Source organism: Massilia sp. NP310 (genome assembly GCF_019443485.1).
In the GTDB taxonomy this organism is placed as follows: Bacteria; Pseudomonadota; Gammaproteobacteria; order Burkholderiales; family Burkholderiaceae_D; genus Telluria; species Telluria timonae.
Genome location: NZ_CP080379.1, coordinates 5,527,519 through 5,547,899 on the forward strand (window position 1 = coordinate 5,527,519; position 20,381 = coordinate 5,547,899).

Annotated in this window: 12 protein-coding genes; 7 read left to right on the top strand and 5 right to left on the bottom strand. The window is 64.8% G+C overall.

All coding sequences use genetic code 11. From position 1 onward, the window contains the following. Positions 1-43: 43 nt before the first annotated feature. From KY496_RS24460 to glnE, 3 genes are all read right to left on the bottom strand, one after another. Positions 44-2,947: a TonB-dependent receptor domain-containing protein gene (locus tag KY496_RS24460; RefSeq protein WP_184235140.1), complete on the bottom strand. Its 2,904-nt coding sequence runs from the start codon at positions 2,945-2,947 to the stop codon at positions 44-46. Between the two features lie 316 nt (positions 2,948-3,263). Then, the gene (locus tag KY496_RS24465) at positions 3,264-6,155 is read right to left on the bottom strand and encodes a TonB-dependent siderophore receptor (RefSeq protein WP_071360183.1); all 2,892 of its coding nucleotides are present in this window, start codon (positions 6,153-6,155) and stop codon (positions 3,264-3,266) included. A gap of 347 nt (positions 6,156-6,502) precedes the next feature. After that, positions 6,503-9,220, bottom strand: coding sequence for a bifunctional [glutamate--ammonia ligase]-adenylyl-L-tyrosine phosphorylase/[glutamate--ammonia-ligase] adenylyltransferase (glnE, locus tag KY496_RS24470; protein ID WP_219862824.1), 2,718 nt, complete (start codon positions 9,218-9,220; stop codon positions 6,503-6,505). 212 nt (positions 9,221-9,432) lie between these two features. Between glnE and KY496_RS24475 the strand changes: the two genes are divergently transcribed. The 6 genes from KY496_RS24475 to tldD all read left to right on the top strand — a co-directional run bounded on the left by KY496_RS24475 (position 9,433) and on the right by tldD (position 18,521). Beyond that, positions 9,433-13,632, top strand: a complete 4,200-nt coding sequence (locus KY496_RS24475) for a YhdP family protein (protein WP_219862826.1) — start codon at positions 9,433-9,435, stop codon at positions 13,630-13,632. Between the two features lies 1 nt (position 13,633). After that, on the top strand, positions 13,634-14,431 hold the full coding sequence (locus tag KY496_RS24480; protein WP_219862827.1) for a carbon-nitrogen hydrolase family protein: 798 nt from the start codon (positions 13,634-13,636) through the stop codon (positions 14,429-14,431). A 214-nt stretch (positions 14,432-14,645) separates the two neighbouring features. Next, positions 14,646-15,374: a WbqC family protein gene (locus KY496_RS24485; protein WP_229520356.1), complete on the top strand. Its 729-nt coding sequence runs from the start codon at positions 14,646-14,648 to the stop codon at positions 15,372-15,374. Further along, positions 15,371-16,372, top strand: a complete 1,002-nt coding sequence (locus KY496_RS24490) for a hypothetical protein (RefSeq protein ID WP_219862829.1) — start codon at positions 15,371-15,373, stop codon at positions 16,370-16,372. The genes KY496_RS24485 and KY496_RS24490 overlap by 4 nt, the downstream gene beginning before the upstream one ends. Continuing rightward, positions 16,369-16,929, top strand: a complete 561-nt coding sequence (locus KY496_RS24495; protein WP_184235122.1) for a GNAT family N-acetyltransferase — start codon at positions 16,369-16,371, stop codon at positions 16,927-16,929. Before KY496_RS24490 ends, KY496_RS24495 begins: the two co-directional genes overlap by 4 nt. A 131-nt stretch (positions 16,930-17,060) precedes the next feature. Continuing rightward, on the top strand, positions 17,061-18,521 hold the full coding sequence (tldD, locus tag KY496_RS24500) for a metalloprotease TldD (RefSeq protein ID WP_005668528.1): 1,461 nt from the start codon (positions 17,061-17,063) through the stop codon (positions 18,519-18,521). A gap of 72 nt (positions 18,522-18,593) precedes the next feature. On the opposite strand, the gene KY496_RS24505 is transcribed toward tldD, so the two are convergent. After that, positions 18,594-19,073 carry a hypothetical protein gene (locus KY496_RS24505; RefSeq protein WP_184235120.1) on the bottom strand — a complete coding sequence of 160 codons (480 nt, stop codon included), beginning with the start codon at positions 19,071-19,073 and terminating at the stop codon, positions 18,594-18,596. A 7-nt stretch (positions 19,074-19,080) separates the two neighbouring features. Beyond that, positions 19,081-19,608 carry a lysozyme gene (locus tag KY496_RS24510; protein ID WP_229520357.1) on the bottom strand — a complete coding sequence of 176 codons (528 nt, stop codon included), beginning with the start codon at positions 19,606-19,608 and terminating at the stop codon, positions 19,081-19,083. 136 nt (positions 19,609-19,744) lie between these two features. Here KY496_RS24510 and KY496_RS24515 point away from each other — a divergent pair, with 136 nt between their 5' ends. After that, the gene (locus KY496_RS24515) at positions 19,745-20,239 is read left to right on the top strand and encodes a type VI secretion system tube protein Hcp (protein WP_219862831.1); all 495 of its coding nucleotides are present in this window, start codon (positions 19,745-19,747) and stop codon (positions 20,237-20,239) included. Positions 20,240-20,381 lie beyond the last annotated feature (142 nt).

A 20,381-nucleotide genomic window follows, 5' to 3' on the forward strand; every position in this document is an offset into this window, starting at 1 on the left:
CATCTGGAAACTCGTCAGGTGGGGGGCCGCAGGCCCCGTTCCATTAGAAGTTCTGGGTGTAGCGGACGTAGAAGAAGCGGTCCAGCGACATGTCTGCATCGACCATCGAAGCCGAAGCCTGGGTGCTGTACACGATGCGTGGCGACTTGTCGAAGACGTTGTTGATACCGAACAGGATGCGAGCATCCCAGTTGGTCTTGTAGCCAACGCTCACGTCGTGGATCGTGACCGAACCCAGCTTGTTGGCGCCGGTACCGAACGATGCTTCGTAGTCAGGCATGTTGCACTCGAACTCGTCGTAGCAGATGTCCTTGACCGGGCTGTAGTAACGGAAGCCCCAGGTGGCGCTCCAGTTGCCCAGCGACCAGTCGAAGTTGGTGTTCGACTTCACGCGGTTGTAGAAGTACTCGCCGGCGTAGTTGTTCCACTCCGAATCGGCACCGCTGCGGGTACGGAACTTGTCGACATACGAGGTTTCGTTACGCACGCCGAACTGGCCGTACGCGGTACGTGGCAGGCGATACGAGATCGACATGTCCAGGCCCTCGGTTTCCATGTTGCCGAGGTTGGCGTTGCCGCGCTGCAGGTTGATGATCTGGCCGGTGACTGGGTCACGACGGATCACCGAGCAGAAGTTCGCGCTGTTGTTGATGAAGCACTCGTTGGCGACGTAGGTCGCGCTGATCGCGGTGATGCGGTTCTCGATCTGGATGTTGTACCAGTCCAGGCCGAAGCTCAGGCCAGGCACGAACGATGGGCTGTACACGAAGCCGACGGTGCGGGTCTTGGCGGTTTCAGGCTGCAGGAACTGGTTGCCGGCGCCTGCGTTGAACGCCACGGTCGACTGGGTGCCAGCGGCGCCGCCGATGACCGCGCCAGCCTGGTTCACCTGGCGGTAGCCGGCGAAGGTGCCCGACGCCGCGCAGCGCGCCTGGACTGCCGGATCGCGTGCAGCTTCACCGAACACGGTGTCGCATGGATCCAGGAAGTTGTCGAAGGTCTGGGTGCCGCCGCCGAAGGTGTCACCCAGGGTCGGAGCACGGAAGCCTTCAGCCCAGGTACCGCGCACCAGCAGGTCGTTGACCGGCTTGTACATGAAGCTGAACTTACTGTTGTTGGCCACGCCGAAGTTGCTGTAGTCCGAGTAGCGGTGCGCCAGGTTGAAGCTCAGCAGGTCTGCGAACGGCATGTCCTTCAGCACTGGCACGTTCAGCTCGGCGTACGCTTCGCGCACGGTGTAGCGGCCGTAGGTCGGCGCGCCTGCCAGTTCGGTCGAGTAGCCCGATTGCTCGAACTGGCCCGGCACTTCCTGACCCTTGACTTCGCGGTGTTCGATACCGACTGCCAGGCCCACGGCGCCGGCTGGCAGCTGGAACAGTTCACCAGCCAGGTCGGCGGTGGCGCTGTTGACGGTCGAACCGTAGCTCTTCTGCGAGGTCGAGTTGATGTAGGCCAGCGCTTCCGGGGTCGAAGCCGATGGGCCGCCCAGGATGTCAAACGGAGTGCAGCTCGACAGGCCGATCGGTGCGTCAGGGGTGCCGCACTGGACGACGCCGCTGGCGTTCATGAACGATGGGCCCAGGGCGCGCTTCAGGTTCAGCAGGTTGATGTTGCCGACGCCGAACTGCGAACCGGAAACCTTGCTGTGGTTGTAGCCAGCGCTCCAGTTCCATGCCAGATCCTTGATGGTGAATTCACCTTCCAGGGTGGCATCGATGTGCAGGGTGCGGTTTTCGGTTTCGGTGTTACGGGTCAGCTCGATGGTGCGGCGGGCGAAGTACAGGTCCTGGCCCAGGCCGGCGCCGGCAACCTGATTGCCGTATGGGTTGTAGTAGCTGTCCTTGTCGACGTAGACCGGGTAGGTTGCCTGCGAGGTCGAGGTCAGCGGGTAGCCGGCGATCTGCTGGTTCGACTTGCGCTGCGAGTACATCGCGGTGGTCTTGAAGCGCATGTCTTTCGGCAGCGCGACTTCGCCCTTGACGAACAGGGTGTCCAGCTTGCTCGGGATGAGCAGGTCCATGTCTTGCGACGAATTGTACTTGTCTTCTTGAATATTGTTCGAGAAGTTGTGGTAGTTCGCCGGGTTGCGCGAATCCGCGCCGACGCCCACGCCGTCATAGGTGCCGGTATGGTTCAGGACGCGGTTGAAGCCGTTCGGACCGGTGGTCAGCGGGCCGCCATTGGCCGGGTTGACCGCGGTGATACGGCCCCATGGGCCAGCGCCCAAGCCGTCGAATGCATGCAGCGGACCACGGCCGAAGCGGGTGATCTCGCGGGTCTGGGTGTCCACACGGCCCGATTCGGTGTGCGACAGACCGAACATCAGCGAAGCTTTTTCATCGCCGGCGCCGTAGCTCAGCGAGAAGTCCTTGTTCTTGCCGTCGTTCTTTTCGTTCTGGCCGGTGTACACGGACAGCTGGCCACCCTGCATGTTCTTCTTCAGGATGATGTTGACCACGCCTGCGATCGCGTCCGAGCCGTAGATCGACGAAGCGCCATCCTTCAGGATTTCCATGCGTTCGATCATTGCCGACGGGATGGTCGACAGGTCGGTGAAGCCGTCCACCGACTGGGTCCAGCGCTTGCCGTCCACCAGGACCAGCAGGCGGTTCGAGCCCAGGTTACGCAGGCTGACGTACTGGCCGCCGATTTCGCTGTTCGAAGTCAGCGAGCCCGAGCGGGAGAAGTCAGGTGCGCCTGCCGACGACAGGTTGTTCAGGATGTCGCCAACGGTGACCAGACCGGTACGCTGGATCTGCTCCTGGTTCATGATCTGAATTGGCTGTGCGGTTTCCAGGTCGACTTGGCGGATACGGGAACCGGTCACTTCGACGCGCTGCAGGTTTTGCTGCTGCGAAGTTTCCTGTGCGACCGCTGCGGTCATGCCGAGGGTCATACCGCCGAGGCAGATCGCGCGGACCGACCGGGACAAGAGTGTTTCCATCATGTTGCAAACTCCTAGGGGTGAAAACGCGGCGGCACCATGGGAAGGGCACTGCCACCGAAAATGTCGCGAAGCGACTCGCTGAAAAACGCCAACTACTTGGTTTAACGACTTTTCAAGCCAGCAATAAAACCACTCGCGGTGTATGACTGTCAATGCATACGGGTCTGTATGACGGATGTGTTGCAGAAATGCGTATTTATTGATTGCCACTTTGACAAGTAATTGACTGTGCGGTCAACAACTGATCTAAATTTGGCAAGAAGAAAAAAAGCCCGCCCGGCTTGCGCCGGACGGGCTTTTTCAGCAATTAAATTGCTTAGAAGTTTTGGTTGTAACGGATGTAGACGAAGCGGTCGAGCGGCACTTCCGGATTCACCGAGTTCGACGACGAAGTGCCGCCGTAGTTGCTGTTCGCGCTGTAGTTGATGATCGGCTTCTTGTCGAAGATGTTGTTTGCACCGATCAGCAGCTTGGCGTTCCACGGCAGGGCGTAGCCGACCGACAGGTCCGAGAACCACATTTCCTTCAGGCGGTTGTAGCCGGTGCCCCAGGTCACGGCGTCGGTCGGATTCGAGCACTCGACGGCCGGGTTGACGGTCCAGCAACGGGTCTTCTGGCTGCTGTAGAAGCGGGTCGCGAACGTGGCGCTCCAGTCGCCCAGGCTCCAATCCAGCGCCAGGTTCGACTTCACGCGATAGATGTCGGATTCGCCGGCGTACTCGGCCCAGTCGGCGGTGCTGGTGCTGCGGGTGCGGTACGAGTCCACATAGGTGGTCTCCGAACGGAACGCGAACTGGCCGTAGCGGGTGCGTGGCAGGCGGTACGACAGGCTGACGTCGACACCCTCGGTTTCCATCTCGCCCAGGTTGGCATTGCCGCGCGACAGTTCGACGATCTGGCCGGTGACCGGATCACGCTTGAGCTGGCTGCAGAACTGCGGCACGCCCGACACGTAGCACTGATTGATCACGTAGCCCGCGCCGATGGCGGTGATGCGGTTGTCGACCTGGATGTTGAACCAGTCCAGCGCCAGCGAGAAGCCAGGCACCGACGCCGGGCTGAACACGATGCCCGCGGTGCGGGTGATGGCGGTCTCCGGGGTCAGGAACGCATTGCCCGCGCCCGAGTTGAAGGCGGTCGGCGTCTGCGCGGCGGCCGTGACCGGCGTGCCGGCCTGGTTCACCTGGCGGAAGTTGGCCGGGACACCGGCGGCGAGGCAGCGCGCTGCCGTGGCCGGGTTGGTGGCGGCATCGCCGTAGCGGCTGTCGCAGGCGTCGAGATAGCTGTCGAACGATTGCGAACCGCCGCCGAAGGTGTCGCTCAGGGTCGGGGCGCGGAAGCCTTCGGCCCAGGTGCCGCGGACCAGCACGTCCTTGATCGGCTTCCACATCACGCTCGCCTTGCTGTTGGTGGTCGAGCCGAAGTTCGAGTAGTCCGAATAACGCGTTGCCAGGTTCAGGCTCAGCAGGTCGGCGCCGATCACGCCCTTGAGCAGCGGAATGTTGGTCTCGAGGTAGGCTTCGCGCACGGTATAGCGGCCGCGGGTCGTCTTGGCGGCAAGGCCGGACGAGTAGCCCGACTGCTCGAACAGGCCGGGCGCGTCGTAGCCGCGCACTTCGCGGTACTCGAGGCCGCCCGCGATGCCGACCGCGCCGGCCGGCAGCGTGAACAGCTCGCCGCTCAGGTCCGCGTTGGCGTTGCTGATGGTCGAGCCATAGGTGCCCTGGGCCTGCGCCATCACGTAGTTCAGGGCTTGCGGGGTCGAGGCCGACGGGCCGCCCAGGATGTCCCATGGGGTGCACGAGGTCAGCGCGATCGGTGAGTCCGGCGTGCCGCACTGGACCACGCCCGAGGCGTTCAGGAACGACGGGCCCAGCGCCTGTTTCAGGTTCAGCAGGTTCAGGTCGCCCGTGCCTTGGGTCGTGCCCTGGACCTTGTTGTAGTTGTAGGCCACCGACCAGTTCCACGGCAGGCCGCGCATCTCGAAGTCGCCTTCGAGCGCGGCGTCGATGTGGAGGGTATCGCTGGTGTTGTCGGTCACGCGCGGCACTTCGATGGTGCGGCGGGAGAACCACAGGTCCTGGCCGAGGCCGGCGCCGGCGACCTGGTTGCCGTACGGATTGTAGTAGCTGTCCTTGTCGATGTAGACCGGATAGGCGGCCTGGGTGGTCGACGTCAGCGGATAGCCGGCGATCTGGCGGCTCGATTTGCGCTGGGCGAACATGGCGGTCGTCACCAGGCGGGTGTTGTAGGGCAGCGCGATTTCACCCTTGGTGAAGATCGAGGTCAGCTTGTTCGGCGCGGCCAGGTGCATCTGGTCGGTCGAGTTGTACACGTCGGCTTCGGCGCCGGTGTAGTTGTGGTAGTTGGCCGGGTTGCGCGAATCGGCGCCGACGCCGTCGCCGAGGTAGCCGCCGGTGTGGTTCAGGATGCGGTTGAAGCCGCCCGCAGAGGCGGTGGTCAGCGAGCCGCCATTGGCCGGGTTGACGGCGGTGATGCGGCCCCATGGCGAGGCGCCGAGGCCGGACAGGTAGTGATCCGGACCGTAGGTGAAGGAAGTGATCGGACGGGTGCTGGACCAGACTTCGCCCTGCTCGGTATGGGTCAGGCCGAACAGCAGGCTGGCTTTTTCGTCGCCGGCGCCGTAGGTGACGGAGAAGTCCTTGTTCGTGCCATCGTTCTTTTCGTTCTGGCCGACGTAGGCGCTGGCGGTGCCGCCCTGCATGTTCCTCTTCAGGATGATGTTGACCACGCCCGCGATCGCGTCCGAGCCGTAGATCGACGACGCGCCATCCTTCAGCACTTCGATGCGCTCGATCAGCGCGGCAGGCACGGTCGACATGTCGGTGTAGCCGCCGGTCGAGGTGGTCCAGCGTTTGCCGTTGACCAGCACGAGCAGTCGCTGCGCACCGAGGTTACGCATATTGATGTACTGGCCGCCCATTTCACGGTTCGACGTCAGGACCGAACCCCGGCTGAAGGCTGGCGTGCCGACGGACGACAGCTGGTTGACGATATCGCCGACGGTCACCAGGCCGCTCTTCTGAATCTGCTCGGCGTTGACGACTTGCACCGGTTGCGCCGTTTCCAGGTCCACCTGGCGGATACGCGAACCGGTCACTTCGACGCGCTGCGTTTCCTGCGCGATAGCGGTCAGTGTGGGCAGTGCGAGGGCGACTGCCAATGCGATCTTGGTACGTTGTTGCATGTGCTCTCCATCCTTGCGTCCCACCGGAAGTGGAACGACTTTTTATGATTAATAAGTGCAACCCGTGCGCATGCGGGGCCCGTGGGTAACGGCTGTTCCGTAGTGCATACACATCTGTATAAAACCATTCCATATTGATGAGTGTCAACGCACTGAACCCCTGTTTATGTGGCAAAAACAACAGTTATCAAAAAGAAATTAAATGACTGAAAAGTCAGGAATTTCAATGGCTTACAGATGGTGCGTGCGAGGTGTATGCACGAGTATTTTTGGTGCGCAGGTCGCGCATGCGCACCGGGGTGGTGCGCATGGGAATCAATGGGAGGAAGAGGAAGGAAAGTGGAAATTCAGGCGCCGAAACAGGCTTGCCACTGGCGCTGCACGCTGTCCGGATGGTGGCCGACCAGGCCGGGTTCGACCCGGGTCTTGTCCTGGCCCTGCAGCCGCACGCTGTGCTGCAACTTGCGCATGATGCGGTAGGCGTCGGCGACCTGACCCGCCAGGCCGGCGTCGATCAGGCCCAGTTCACCGCAGACGCGCAGCAGGGCGATATTGCCGGCGTTCGCGGTCAGCTGCGGGTAAGCCGCGGCATGGCGCAGCACCAGGTATTGCACGATGAACTCGATGTCGATCATGCCGCCCGCGTCGTGCTTGAGATCGAACAGCTCGCTGCGGTTGACGTTGGCGTCGCGCATGCGCTGGCGCATGCGCACCACCTCCTCTTTCAGTTGCGCTTCCTGGCCGGAGCGGTCCTTGCGCAATACCTGCTCGCGGATCGCCTCGAAGCGTGCGCCGATGGCCGGCTCGCCCGCGCAGAAGCGGGCGCGCGTCAATGCCTGGTGTTCCCACAGCCAGGCGGCATCGTTCTGGTAGCGCTCGAAGGCGGCTACCGACGAGACCAGCATGCCGCTGGCGCCGTCCGGTCGCAGGGCGATGTCGACGTCGAACAGGATGCCGGCCGCGGTATGGGCCGTCATCCAGGTGATGAAGCGCTGGGCCAGGCGCGCATACAGGGGCGGGGCGTCCTGGTCTTCGTCGTCGTACAGGAAGATCACGTCGAGGTCCGACACATAGCCGAGCTCCTTGCCGCCCAGCTTGCCGTAGGCGATGACGGCGAAGCGTGGTTCCTCGCGGTGGCGGCCATTGACCGTGCGCCAGGCATGCCTGACCACGGCGCCGACGATCATATCCGCCAGCGCCGACAGGTGGTCGGCCAGGCGTTCGACCGACAGCTCGCCGGCCAGGTCCAGGGCGAGCAGGCGGAACAGCTGCGCATGGTGGGCTTCGCGCAGGATGTCGAGCTGGCGCTCGGTGTCGCCGGCCGCCTCGCTCAAATGTTCGTCGAGCAGCGCGGCCAGCTGCCCGAGGTCGCCGGCGCCGGCATTGCGGTCGTCCAGCAGTTCGTCGAGCAGGATCGGGTGCTGGGTGAGGAAGGTGGCGGCCCAGCCGCTGGCATTGATCATCCGGATCACGCGCTCGAGCGTGTGCGGGTATTCGGTCAGCAGCGACAGGTAGGCCGAGCGGCGCGCGATCGCTTCGAACAGGTCGAGCAGGCGGCCCAGGGTGGCGGCGTGGCTGCCGATGCCGGCCTCACCGACCACTGTGGCCACCAGCGGCAGGGAAGCGTCCACCAGCGCCAGCAGCCGCTCCCGGCTGGCGTCGGGAAGGTTCGACAGGCGCGGACCCTGCAGGGTGGCGGCCAGGCGGCTGGCGGCGGTGCGGGCGTCGTCGAAGCCGAGCGCGGCCAGGCGGGCGGCGAGTGCGTCCATATTATCCAGTTCGTCGGCCAGGGCCGGGGCATCCGGCTTGTCGTCGGGTTTTTCCTTGTCGGCGAAAATGGCGTCGAACTGCTGGGCCACATAGCTGCGCTGCGCGTCGAGCGCGTCCAGCAGGGTGGCTTCGTCCTTGACGCCCATCATGTGCGCCACCGCCAGCCGGTCGTCCGGATTGGCCGGCAGGGTATGGGTCTGGGCGTCTTCCAGGTATTGCACCCGGTGTTCGAGGTTGCGCAGGAACGTATAGGCCTGCAGCAGGCGCTCCACCGTCTCTTGCGGCAGCAGCTCGCGCTCGGCCAGCAGCAGCAGGGTCTTGCGGGTGGAGCGCTCGCGGAGTAGCGGATCGCGTCCGCCGCGGATCAGCTGGAACACCTGGGCCAGGAACTCGATCTCGCGGATGCCGCCGCGCCCCAGCTTGACGTTGTGGCTGCGCTCGGGATGCAGGCGCTCCTGGCGCTTCACCTCGGCGCGGATCTGGGCGTGCATATTGCGGATCGCATCGATCACGCCGAAGTCGAGGTAGCGCCGGAACACGAAGGGCCGCACGATCGCGTCGAGCGCCGCGATGTCGTCGGGCGCGCCGGTGACGGCGCGCGCCTTGACCCAGGCATAGCGCTCCCATTCGCGGCCCTGGACGATCAGGTATTCCTCGACCATGCCCAGGCTGGCCGCCAGCGGGCCGGACTTGCCGTTGGGGCGCAGCGCCATGTCGACCCGGAACGTGAAGCCGTCCTCGATCACCTCGGACAGGGCCGCGTTCAGGCGCCGTCCAAGGCGCACGAAGAACTCGTGGTTCGACAACTGGCGCTGGCCGGGGCCGGCCGCGGTCTCGCCGTCTTCCGGATAGACGAAGATCAGGTCGATGTCCGACGAGACATTGAGCTCGCCGCCGCCCTGCTTGCCCATGGCCAGCACCATCAGGTGCTGGGGGCGGCCGGATTCCTCGCCCATCGGCATGCCGTGGCTGGCCACCAGCTCGTCGGTGAGGGCGAAGACGTGGGTCTGGATCGCGAAGTCGGCGAAGGCCGTCATGGCCGTGACCACCTCGTCGAGGTCGGCCTGGCCGCCCAGGTCGCGCGCCACGATGGTCGAGACCAGCAGGTTGCGCACGCGGCGCATGGCCCGTTCCAGCGGCAGGCCCTGGGCCAGTTCGCGTTCCAACAGCGCGCGGAAATCGGCGCCGCCCAGCGATAATGATGACAATGCGGCCAGTTGGGCGGCGCGCTCGGGAGCGGCATCGAGCCAGCGCTGGACGAAGCGTGAGGCGCAGGCGGGGGAAGCTGTGGTCATCGTCGATCCTGTTAGATGCGCGGGTCGGTGCCGCCCGGCGGGGAGGGTTTTTAAGGTCTGGCTCAGAGGCGATGCGGTAGAATGGCCTGCTCATCGGACACGATACGCTGCCTGGGTCAGCACCGATGGTAAGGTAGACGCCGCAACTGTTGCAAGCGACCTGTTTTATTAAAGAGTTAAATTTACGGCGAGCCTTTGTTATTAGCACCTTGATGCACAACCCGGATCCGCAGGCGCCCACTGCGGCATCGCCGCTCGCCGTGCGCTGGCGGCGGCTGCGTTCGGCCTACCGCATGGCCAACCTGGCCTCGCACCACGTGCTTGGCTTTACCATCAAGCTCGTGCTGCTGGTGTATTTCGCGCTTGCCGTGCTGTTCCTGGTGCTGCGCTACGCCATCCTCCCCAACATCGACCTGTATAAAAGCGACATCGAGCGCATGGCCGGCAATGCCCTCGGCAGCCGGGTCACGATCGCGCGCCTGGCCGCGTCCTGGCACGGCTTGCGGCCGGCCCTGTCGCTTAGCGAAGTGCGCCTGCACGACCGCGACGGGCGCCAGGTGCTGGCGCTGCCGCAGGTCGAGGCGACCCTGGGCTGGTGGAGCGTGGCCGCCTTCGAGCCGCGCTTCGCCTCGCTCGAGATCAAGGGGCCGCGCCTGGCGGTGCGGCGCGGGCTGGACGGCGTGATCGAGGTCGCCGGTGTGCGGCTCGACCCCAACAAGGCCGGCGGCGGCGGCGGCGACTGGCTGCTGCGCCAGCGCGAGATCGTGATCCGCGACGGCCGGGTCGACTGGACCGACGAATTGCGCGGCACGCCGCCGCTGGCGCTGGAAGGCGTGACCCTGGCGCTGCTCAATCGCTGGGGCGCCCACCACTTCGCGCTGCAGGCCACGCCGCCGCGCGCGCTGGGCAGCCCGATCGACGTGCGCGCCCAGTTCCGCCACCGCTTCGGCGAACGGCCGTCGGACGTGCTGCGCTGGAAGGGCGAGCTGTACGCCGACCTGCGCGACGTCGACCTCGGCGCCTGGAAACGCTTCGTCGACTATCCGATCCAGCTCGAGCGCGGCCGCGGTTCGCTGCGCGCCTGGCTCGGCTTCGACCAGGCGCGCCTGGCCGGCTTCACCGCCGACCTGGCCCTGGCCGGCGTCAATGCGCGCCTCGGCAAGGACATCGCGCCCCTGCAGCTGGCGCGCGTCAGCGGCCGCCTGTCGGCGCGCGAGGAATTGCTGCCGAACGGGGCCGACGGCAAGCCGACCTTCGGCGCCCACGGCCACACGATCCGCCTCGAACACTTTGCCGTGGTGGCGCGCGATGGCCGCGCGCTGCCGCCGGCCACGCTGGAACAAACCTGGCGTCCCGCGAAGGATGGCCAGCCAGAGCGCGGCGCCCTGCGCGCGCGCCGGCTCGACATCGGCGCGCTGGCGGCGCTGGCCCAGTACCTGCCGGTCACGCCGGTGCAGCGCCAGCTGCTGGCCGACTATGCGCCGCGCGGCATGCTGCAGGACGTCAGCGCCGAATGGGATGGGCGCTACCCGAACGTGAGCGGCTGGCGCATCCGCGGCGAGGTCGCCGACCTGGCCCTGAATGCCGTCGCCGCCCGTCCGGCGAGAAACGCCCAGGGCGGCGTTCCGGCGCTGCCGGCGCGGCCCGCCACGCCCGGTTTCGAGCGCCTGAGCGGCCGCATCGATGCGAACGAGCGCGGCGGCAGCGTGGCGCTGGACTCGAAGGGCCTGGCGCTGTTCATGCCGGCCTGGTTCGCCGAGCCGCGCATGCCGTTCGACCAGCTGGCGCTGAAAGCGAACTGGAAGCTCGAGCCGGGGCAGCAATTGCAGGTGGAGGTCGACGACCTGACGTTCCGCCAGGGCGATTTCACGGGCGAGGTGTCGGGCCGCCACGTGTTGCCGCTCGAGCCCGGCCACGGGCCCGGCAGCGCCGACTTCAGCGGCAGCCTGGACGGCTTCCCGATCGACCAGATCGGCCGCTACCTGCCGCTCGCCACCCCGCACGGCCTGCACGACTGGCTGGTCGGGGCCTTGCAGGGCGGACGCCTGAACGACGCCAGCCTGCGCCTGCGCGGCGACCTGGCCCACTTCCCGTTCCACGCCAATAACGCGGCCGAACGCGCGCGCGGCGAATTCAACGTGAGCGGACGGCTGGCAGGGGCGCGCCTCGAATACGCGCCCGGCCACCGGCATCCGGACGGCACGCCGCTGTGGCCGCTGGCCGAGGCGATCGACGGCAGCATCGAGTTCGACCGGGCGCGCATGGAAATCCACGGCAAGACCCTGCGCACCCTGGGCGTGGCGCTGTCGAACGTCAAGGCGGTGATCCCCGACCTTGGCGCCCACGAGAACATGATGCTGGAAATCGACGGCCAGGGCGCCGGGCCGCTGCAGGAATTCCTGCGCTATGTGTCGGTGACGCCGGTGCTGGACTGGATCGGCCACTTCACCGAGGACACGCGCGGCAGCGGCAACGCGAAGCTGGGCCTGAAATTGCGCATGCCGCTGTCGCACATGCATGACACCAAGGTGCAGGGCAGCCTGCAATTGCAGAACAACGACGTCAGCCTGTTCCCCGAACTGCCGACCTTGCAAAGCGCCCAGGGCCGGATCGATTTCCATGACCATGGCTTCGGCCTGGAGGCGATTCGCGCGGACTTCCTGGGCGAGCCGGTCACGGTGGCCGGCGGCACCCAGCGCGACGGCAGCACCCGGGTGCTGCTCGACGGCGTGCTGTCGGCCGAGGGCATGCGCCGCACGGCGCCGGCGCCGGCGCTGGGGCGCCTGGCCGAACGCCTGTCGGGGAGCACCCACTACACCGGCTCGATCGTGGTGCGCGAAGGCCGGCGCACGATCGCCATCGACTCCAGCCTGTCGGGCCTGGGCGTCGAATTGCCGCACCCGCTGAACAAGGCGGCGGACGCCAGCCTGCCGCTCAGCTTCGTGCTGGAAGGCGCGCCGACCATGGCCGGCCTGGGCCGCGACGAGATCCGCGTCGGCGTCGGCCCCAACCTGGCGGCGCGCTACCTGCGCGAGAAGCAGGGCAAGGGCCCGTGGCGGGTGACCCAGGGCGGCATCGGCGTGAACGTGCCGGCGCCGCTACCCGACGAAGGCATGATGGTCCACGTCGATTCGAAGGCGCTCAATATCGATCACTGGCTGGCGGCCGGGCGCGCCATCGCCGGCGCGGATACGGATGCCGGCGCCGCCTTGCCGGCGCCGGGCGCGATGGCCGGACCGGCAACGGCTGCCGCCAGCGGCGCCGACTTCACCCAGTACATCCTGCCGACCGTGCTGGCCGGACGCATCAGCGAACTGACCATCGGCGAACGGCGCGTGGCCGACGTGGTGCTCGGCGCCACCCACACCCGCGACACCTGGCAGGCGAACCTGCATTCGCGCCAGGCCAGCGGCTATCTCACCTGGAGCGAGACCCCCAGCGGCCTGGGCAAGGTCACGGCGCGCCTGGCTTCGCTCACGATTCCCGAATCGGCCGAGGCCGAGGTCAAGGACTTGCTGGAGTCGAGCCGGGGCGCCAGCGCCACCATCCCTTCGCTCGACATCGTGGCCGAGCAGTTCGAACTGTTCGACAAGCGCCTCGGCCGGCTGGAACTGCGCGCCAGCAATGTGCGCGCGCTGGCGGGCCGCGAATGGCGCATCGACCGCGTCCTGCTCGCCAATCCGGACGGCCAGCTGAAGGCCAACGGCCGCTGGCTGACCAAGGATGGCAAGAGCAATACCAGCCTGAATTTCGCGCTCCACATGGACGACGCCGGCAAGCTGCTGGACCGCCTGGGCTTCCCCGGCACGATCGGGCGCGGCAACGGCACCCTGAGCGGCGACATTTCCTGGGCCGGCCTGCCGTATGCGATGGATATCCCGAGCCTGTCGGGCCAGATCGAGATGAACGTCGAATCGGGCCAGTTCCTGAAGCAGGATCCGGGCGCCGCCAAGCTGCTGGGCGTGCTCAGCCTGCAAGCGCTGCCGCGCCTGCTCAAGCTCGACTTCCACGACGTGTTCTCGGAAGGCCTGGCGTTCGACGGCATCAGCGCCAACGCCATGATCCAGCGCGGGGTGCTGCGCACCGACAACCTTAGAATGCATGGGGTGGCGGCCACCGTCCTGATGAACGGCAGCGCCGACATCGCCAACGAATCGACGAACCTGCGCGTGGTGGTGATCCCCGAATTCAACCTGGGCACCGGGCCGCTGGTGTATGGCCTGGCGGTGAATCCGGTGATCGGCCTGGGGGGCTTCCTGGCCCAGCTGTTCCTGCGCGCGCCGGTGATGAAGGCGCTGACCTATGAAATGCAGGTGACGGGGCCGTGGAAGGCGCCGGTCATCACGAAAATCGACAACCCGGCGGCGGCCGCCGCCACTGCACCAGCCACTGAGCCAGCCAAGAAGGAGTGATATGACGACCGTAGCCGCGATCCAGATGGTTTCCACCCCCGAGGTCGGCGAGAACCTGGCCACCGTGCGCCGTCTGGTGGCCGAGGCCGCCGGCCGGGGCGCCACCCTGGTGGCCCTGCCGGAATACTGGCCGATCATGGGCATGAGCGACGCCGACAAGGTGGCGCATGCGGAGCAGCCCGGCAGCGGCCCGATCCAGGATTGCATGGCCGCGCTGGCGCGCGAGCACGGGATCTGGCTGGTCGGCGGCACCTTGCCGATGGTCTCGCCAGAAGCGGGCAAGGTGCTCAACACCACCCTGGTGTACGACCCGCAGGGGCAAACGATGAGCCGCTACGACAAGATCCACCTGTTCGGCTTCAACAAGGGCGCCGAATCGTACGACGAGGCGCGCACCATCGTGCCGGGCGAGACGGTGGGCGTGTTCGACGCGTCGTTTGGCCGGGTCGGCCTGTCGGTGTGCTACGACCTGCGTTTCCCCGAGCTGTACCGCGCGATGGGCGAATGCGCTCTCATCATCGTGCCGGCCGCCTTCACCCACACCACCGGCCGCGCGCACTGGGAAGTGCTGCTGCGCGCCCGCGCCATCGAGAACCAGTGCTATGTGCTGGCCGCGGCCCAGGGCGGGATGCACGTCAACGGCCGGCGCACCTACGGACACAGCATGCTGGTCGATCCCTGGGGCGAGGTCAAGGCGGTGCTGCCGGAAGGCGAGGGCGTGGTCGCGGGCGAGCTGGATGCGGCCTACCTGGCCGGGGTGCGCGAAAGCCTGCCGGCATTGCGGCATCGCAAAATGTAGGCGTTCCTCGAGGGTTTCGGGGCCCGCCGTGCATGGGTGTCACGAAGCTTGTTTTGGGGAAAGATTTTTGTCATCATGCGGCTTTCCCTCAGCCGGCAGCAGGGCGGCCCATACCGCGCATAGTGAATGGCACTGCAATCATGAGCAAACACCACTCGATCCAGGTCTCTCGACAGGCACGCGCGCTGCGCGACTCGTCGTCGGCGAGCGTGGCTTGCGCGGTCGTCGCGCCGAGGGCGCAACGGTGAAGCTTGCCATCATGCAGCCTTATCTGTTTCCGTACATCGGGTACTTCCAGCTGCTTGCGTCGGTCGATCGATTCGTGTTCTATGACGACGTCAATTACATCAAGAATGGATGGGTCAACCGCAACCGCCTGTTCCTGGCGGGCGCGGTACGCTACATGACGGTGCCGCTGGCCGGAGCGAGTTCCTTCATGAAGATTGATACGGTGAGGCCGGATCCGGGCGAGCACTGGAAAAAGAAGCTGCTGGAGAGTGTTCGCCACGCCTACGGCAGGGCGCCATACTTCGCGCTGGCGTACGAGATGCTCGCCAGTGTGATTCATGGAAATCATGCGTCGATCGGCGCCTTGTCGCGCGCCAGTGTACGCATGGTGTGCGAACACGTCGGGCTGGACACGGGGCTCGTCGATTCATCCCGCACCTACGACAATGGGCACCTGGCGGGGGAGACGCGCATCATCGACATTTGCCTGCGCGAGCGCGCCAGCCGCTACCTCAACGCGCCCGGTGGCACCGACCTGTACGACAAGTCGACCTTCGCCTGGCATGGCATCGCCCTGGAGTTCATCGCACCGCGCCTGGAACCCTATCCCCAGCTGGCGCAGCCGTTCCAGCCCGGACTGTCGATCCTGGATGTGCTGATGTTCAACGACGCCCGCGCCACGCGTGAGCTGATCGCGGCGGGGGAGGTCGCATGAGCGCGCCAGCGATCGGTGGCTATTTCGAACTCGAGCTGCCGCCGCAGCGGTCGTCAGCGTTTCCCGGCGCATTGCGTTTCCAGTCGGCGCGCGCGGCGTTTTTCGCGTTGTTGCAAGCTGGTCGGCCGGACCGGGTGTGGATGCCCGACTACCTGTGCGATTCCATGCTGGCGCCTCCGCACGCGGCTGGCGTGACCGTCATGCCATACGAGGTCGATGCCCGTTTCGAGGTGTCGGGGCAGGTCGATCTGCAGGCGGATGACTGGTTCTATGCCGTCAACTATTTCGGTGTCCGTACCCGTGAAATCGATGCCTTGCTGGCGCGGGTGGATCCCGCGCGCGTCGTGCTCGACCATTGCCAGGCGTTCTACGTGCCGGCTCCGGCCTGCCTGGCGTCCATCTATTCGCCGCGCAAGTTCTTTGGTGTTGCCGATGGCGGCTTCCTGGTCACGGACTTGCCGGTGCCTGCCCCGCAACAGGACGATACGCCGGTGCTGGAACATGCCGGCCACCTCCTGATGCGGTTGGCGGGCGCGCCGGAGATCGGGTACGCCGCCTACCAGCGCAGCGAACAGGCGCTGGCGGCACTGGCGCCGCGCCACATGTCGGCGCTATCCGAGCGCATCCTGGGCAGCGTCGACCTCGAGGCGGCTCGGGAACGGCGCAAGCGCAACTTCGACTATCTGCACCGGCGGCTGGCGCGCTTCAACGGCTGCGACCTCGATCCCGGAAGCATCGATGGTCCCCTGTGCTATCCCTTGCTGACGGGCGCGCAAGGCCTGCGCGAGGCGCTTATCGCACAGCGAATCTACGTCGCAACCTACTGGCCCGACGTCCTGCAGCGAGCGCCGGGCGCCAGCGCTGCAGCCGCCCTGGTCCGCGAACTCGTGCCGTTGCCTTGCGACCAGCGCTATGACGAAGACGATATGGCGAGGGTGGCGGATGCCTGCGCGGCCTACTTGTCGGCACACATACACCATACTGGAGATACACCATGAATATCCAAGGGAAGACCGTCACCCTCAGGGCTCCGGAACTCGATGACGTGCCGCGCCTGCATCGCTGGAGCAACGATCCGGAAGTATGGAATATGCTTGGCGGCTGGCATTTTCCGTTCTCGAGCCGCTCGACCGAAGACTGGGTCCGTTCGCGCAAGGACGGCAATCCGACCAGCCATGTCTTTTGCATCGACACGCCGGACGACGGCATGATCGGCACCGCCAACCTGGTGGACATCGACTGGAAAAACGGCAACGCTTTCCACGGCATGATGATCGGGGAAAAAAACCTGCGCGGCCGCGGCTATGCCCTCGACACGGTGATGGCGATCATGCGCTATGCCTTCATGGAACTGGGCTTACAGCGCCTGGACGGCGACATGATTGCCTACAATCAACGTTCGATCCGCTTTTATCTTGACAAGTGTGGGTGGAAGCAGGAAGGGGTGCGCCGCAACTGGTATTTTCGCGACGGCCAACACCACGACAAAATCGTTGTCGGCGTCACGCGGGACGACTACCTGGAACTGGTGCGCGCCAACCGCTACTGGGATTGATGGGGCAGGCGGAGCCTGGGCGCCACGGAACGCATGCCCGATGACCGACAGCACATTGCCTGGTCTACCTTCCGGTGCGAACGGCATGGATATGGCACAATGCCCTTTCCAACCGAATGCTTGATGCCAACATGACTCCATTTGAACCGAATCTTTCCTCCATCGCCGTCGCGCGCGACGTGCTGTTGACGCCATTCGGCCTCGACGAGGGCAAGCTGCTGCGCGCGCTGGGGACGATGTTCACGCACAAGGTCGATTACGCCGACCTGTATTTCCAGTTCACCAAGAGCGAAGGCTGGAGCCTGGAAGAGGGCATCGTCAAGACCGGCAGCTTCTCGATCGACCAGGGCGTCGGCGTGCGCGCCATCTCGGGCGACAAGACGGCGTTTTCGTATTCCGACGAGATTTCCGAGCGCGCGCTGCTGGACGCCGCCACCGCCACGCGCACCATCGCGCGCGCCGGCGCCGGCCGCATCAAGGTGGCCGGCAGCGCGCTGCCGACCGGCGGCCGTTCGCTGTATTTGCCCAACGATCCGCTGGCTTCGCTCGATGCGACCGCGAAAGTGAAGCTGCTCGAGCGCGTGGAAAAGATGGCGCGCGCCAAGGATCCGCGCGTGGTGCAGGTGATGGCGGGCCTGGCCGGCGAATACGACGTGGTGCTGGTGGTGCGCAGCGACGGCGTGCTGGCGGCCGACATCCGTCCGCTGGTGCGCGTCTCGGTGACCGTGATCGCCGAGCAGAACGGCCGGCGCGAAGTCGGCTCTTCCGGCGGCGGCGGCCGTTTCGACTACGGCTACTTCGACGACGAGGTGCTCGACCGCTATGCGACCGAGGCCGTCAAGTCGGCCTGCGTCAACCTGGAGGCGCGTCCGGCCCCGGCCGGTCCGATGACCATCGTGCTGGGACCGGGCTGGCCCGGCGTGCTCTTGCATGAGGCGGTCGGCCACGGCCTGGAGGGCGACTTCAACCGCAAGGGCTCGTCCTCGTATGCCGGCATGATCGGACAGCGGGTGGCGGCCAAGGGCGTGACCGTGGTCGACGACGGCACCCTGCAAGACCGCCGCGGTTCGCTGAACATCGACGACGAAGGCAACCCGACCCAGTGCACCACGCTGATCGAGGACGGCATCCTGAAGGGCTATATCCAGGACACGATGAATGCGCGCCTGATGAAGATGCCGGTCACCGGCAATGCGCGCCGCGAATCGTTCGCCCACCTGCCGATGCCGCGCATGACCAACACCTATATGCGCGCCGGCGACAAGGACCCGCAAGAGATCCTGGCCTCGGTCAAGAACGGCCTGTACGCAGTGAATTTCGGCGGCGGCCAGGTCGACATCACCAACGGCAAGTTCGTGTTCTCGGCCAGCGAGGCGTATATGATCGAGGACGGCAAGATCACCTATCCGGTGAAAGGCGCGACCCTGATCGGCAACGGCCCGGACGTGATGAACCGCATCTCGATGATCGGCAACGACATGCGCCTGGATTCGGGCGTCGGCGTGTGCGGCAAGGAAGGCCAGAGCGTGCCGGTGGGCGTCGGCCAGCCGACCCTGCGCATCGATGGGGTGACGGTGGGCGGGACGGCCTGATCCGTCACTTGTCCTCACTCTCAATGCCCGGTTTTGCCGGGCATTGTAGCTTTTGGTGCGTTTGTGGCCGCGTCATTTCTGGCGTCGGGGTCTTTCACGCACAGCGTCAAAAAATACACCTTGCCAGTGCACAACCAGCTTGTCTGGCGGTTTCTGGTATACATCCATGCAATCCAGATTCACCACCGTCACCGGATTCGGTAGCCCCAGGTTCTCTGCGCTGGCATTTGCGTGCCGATACAGATATTCCTCGGTCTCTGCGCGCGTCGCCTCGAACGTGGGTGCATCGCAGATGCGTTTGCCCAGTCGCACGCGGTTCGCTCCAATACTGAGTACTTGACCGATCATTCCATTGGCCTGGGCGTCGTCAAGCGCGCTGATCTGCGATGAGTCCAGCACAGCGGTCAATCTCCATTGTCCGATCACCGATTTGTCCTGGCTCTGGGCATTCGCAGGTGTTGATGCCCACATCGCTAGTGCGACTACCGCGACTGCGATATAGGCTTGAATGTCCCATCGCTGAGTGACGGTTCTGGCGAATGGATGTGACATGGTTCTCCTATCTTTCTGTTTCCAGAAACGGTGCGGCTTCCTCTGCGCGGCGCTTTACCAGACCACCTGCAACGACTTTTTTCACGCCGTTTTTAGTTCTTATTCGCACCCGTACAAACTGCTGCATATTGGCAGCAGCTCCGCTGAAATCACCGGCGTTGATGAGCTTATAGGTATTCCCGGCACCACCGATCCCCGTGTTATACGTGAACGAAACCAGGGCATCGAATTGGGCCTGGTTTAACTCTGCATGGACGTTGCGATGCACCCCTCCTTCGGCCTCTGCGACTTTACGAGAGAACTCAGCCTCGACCTGAGCAGGGCTGACAGCCCTCCCAAGCTCTTCTTCGGTACAAACGCCACGGTGAGCGAGCACGCCAATCCCCCATGTGCAGTGCCCACGGTTCTTGCCCATGTCGTTGTAATACCGGTATTGAACGGTTTCCGTATCGCGCAGCCGCTTGCGCGCCTCGGGGCTTATCCGCATATTGACAGTCGGTCGCTGAGGCAGTGTTTTCTCAACTGTTGCTGGCATAAATGTCCTCTTGCTTGCTTTGAATACGCACTCTAGTCGCGATGACACGGCGCGACTTTGCGCTCGGCTAAGCCAGTCCACCGACGAATGCACATAATCCACAGGCCGACCATCAGGTCGTAATCAGGGGAACCACATGGCAATCGACGTATATCTGCAAATGGACGGTATCAAAGGAGAGTCGCAGGACGAGAGGCACAAGGACTGGATCGAGTGCGAGACCGTGCATTGGGGCATACATCAGCCCAAGAGCGCCACCAGTTCGACTGGCGGTGGACACACTGCGGAGCGTGCGGAGTTGGAGGAACTTTTATTCAGTAAAACGGCCGACCTGGCCAGCCCGATACTTATGCAGAACTGCGCGATGGGTAAGACGATTCCGAAGGCCAAGCTCGAATTCATGCGTGCAGACGGCCAGGGCAACCCGATCAAATATTTCGAGATCGAATTGGAGAATGTTCTGATCGGAAGTATCAGTCCTGGCATCGCCGCTGGTACTTTGCTGAACGAACAGGTGAGCTTGAAATTCTCCAAAGTAAAGTGGCGCTACACCCAACAAAAAGTCGGCGGCGGGAGCGGAGGGAGCACCGTAGGCGGGTGGGATCTGGCTGCGAATCGTATAACGGTGTAACGCGTCGAAGCGTTACCAGCACCGGAACGTCGCGCGTTGAACGAACGCCGACGGCTTCCGTCATTTTTCATTATTGAATCAAACATTATTGTCATAAAGTTGCTCTAAATAATTCGTTTGTACTGCGTCGATGGCTTGTTAG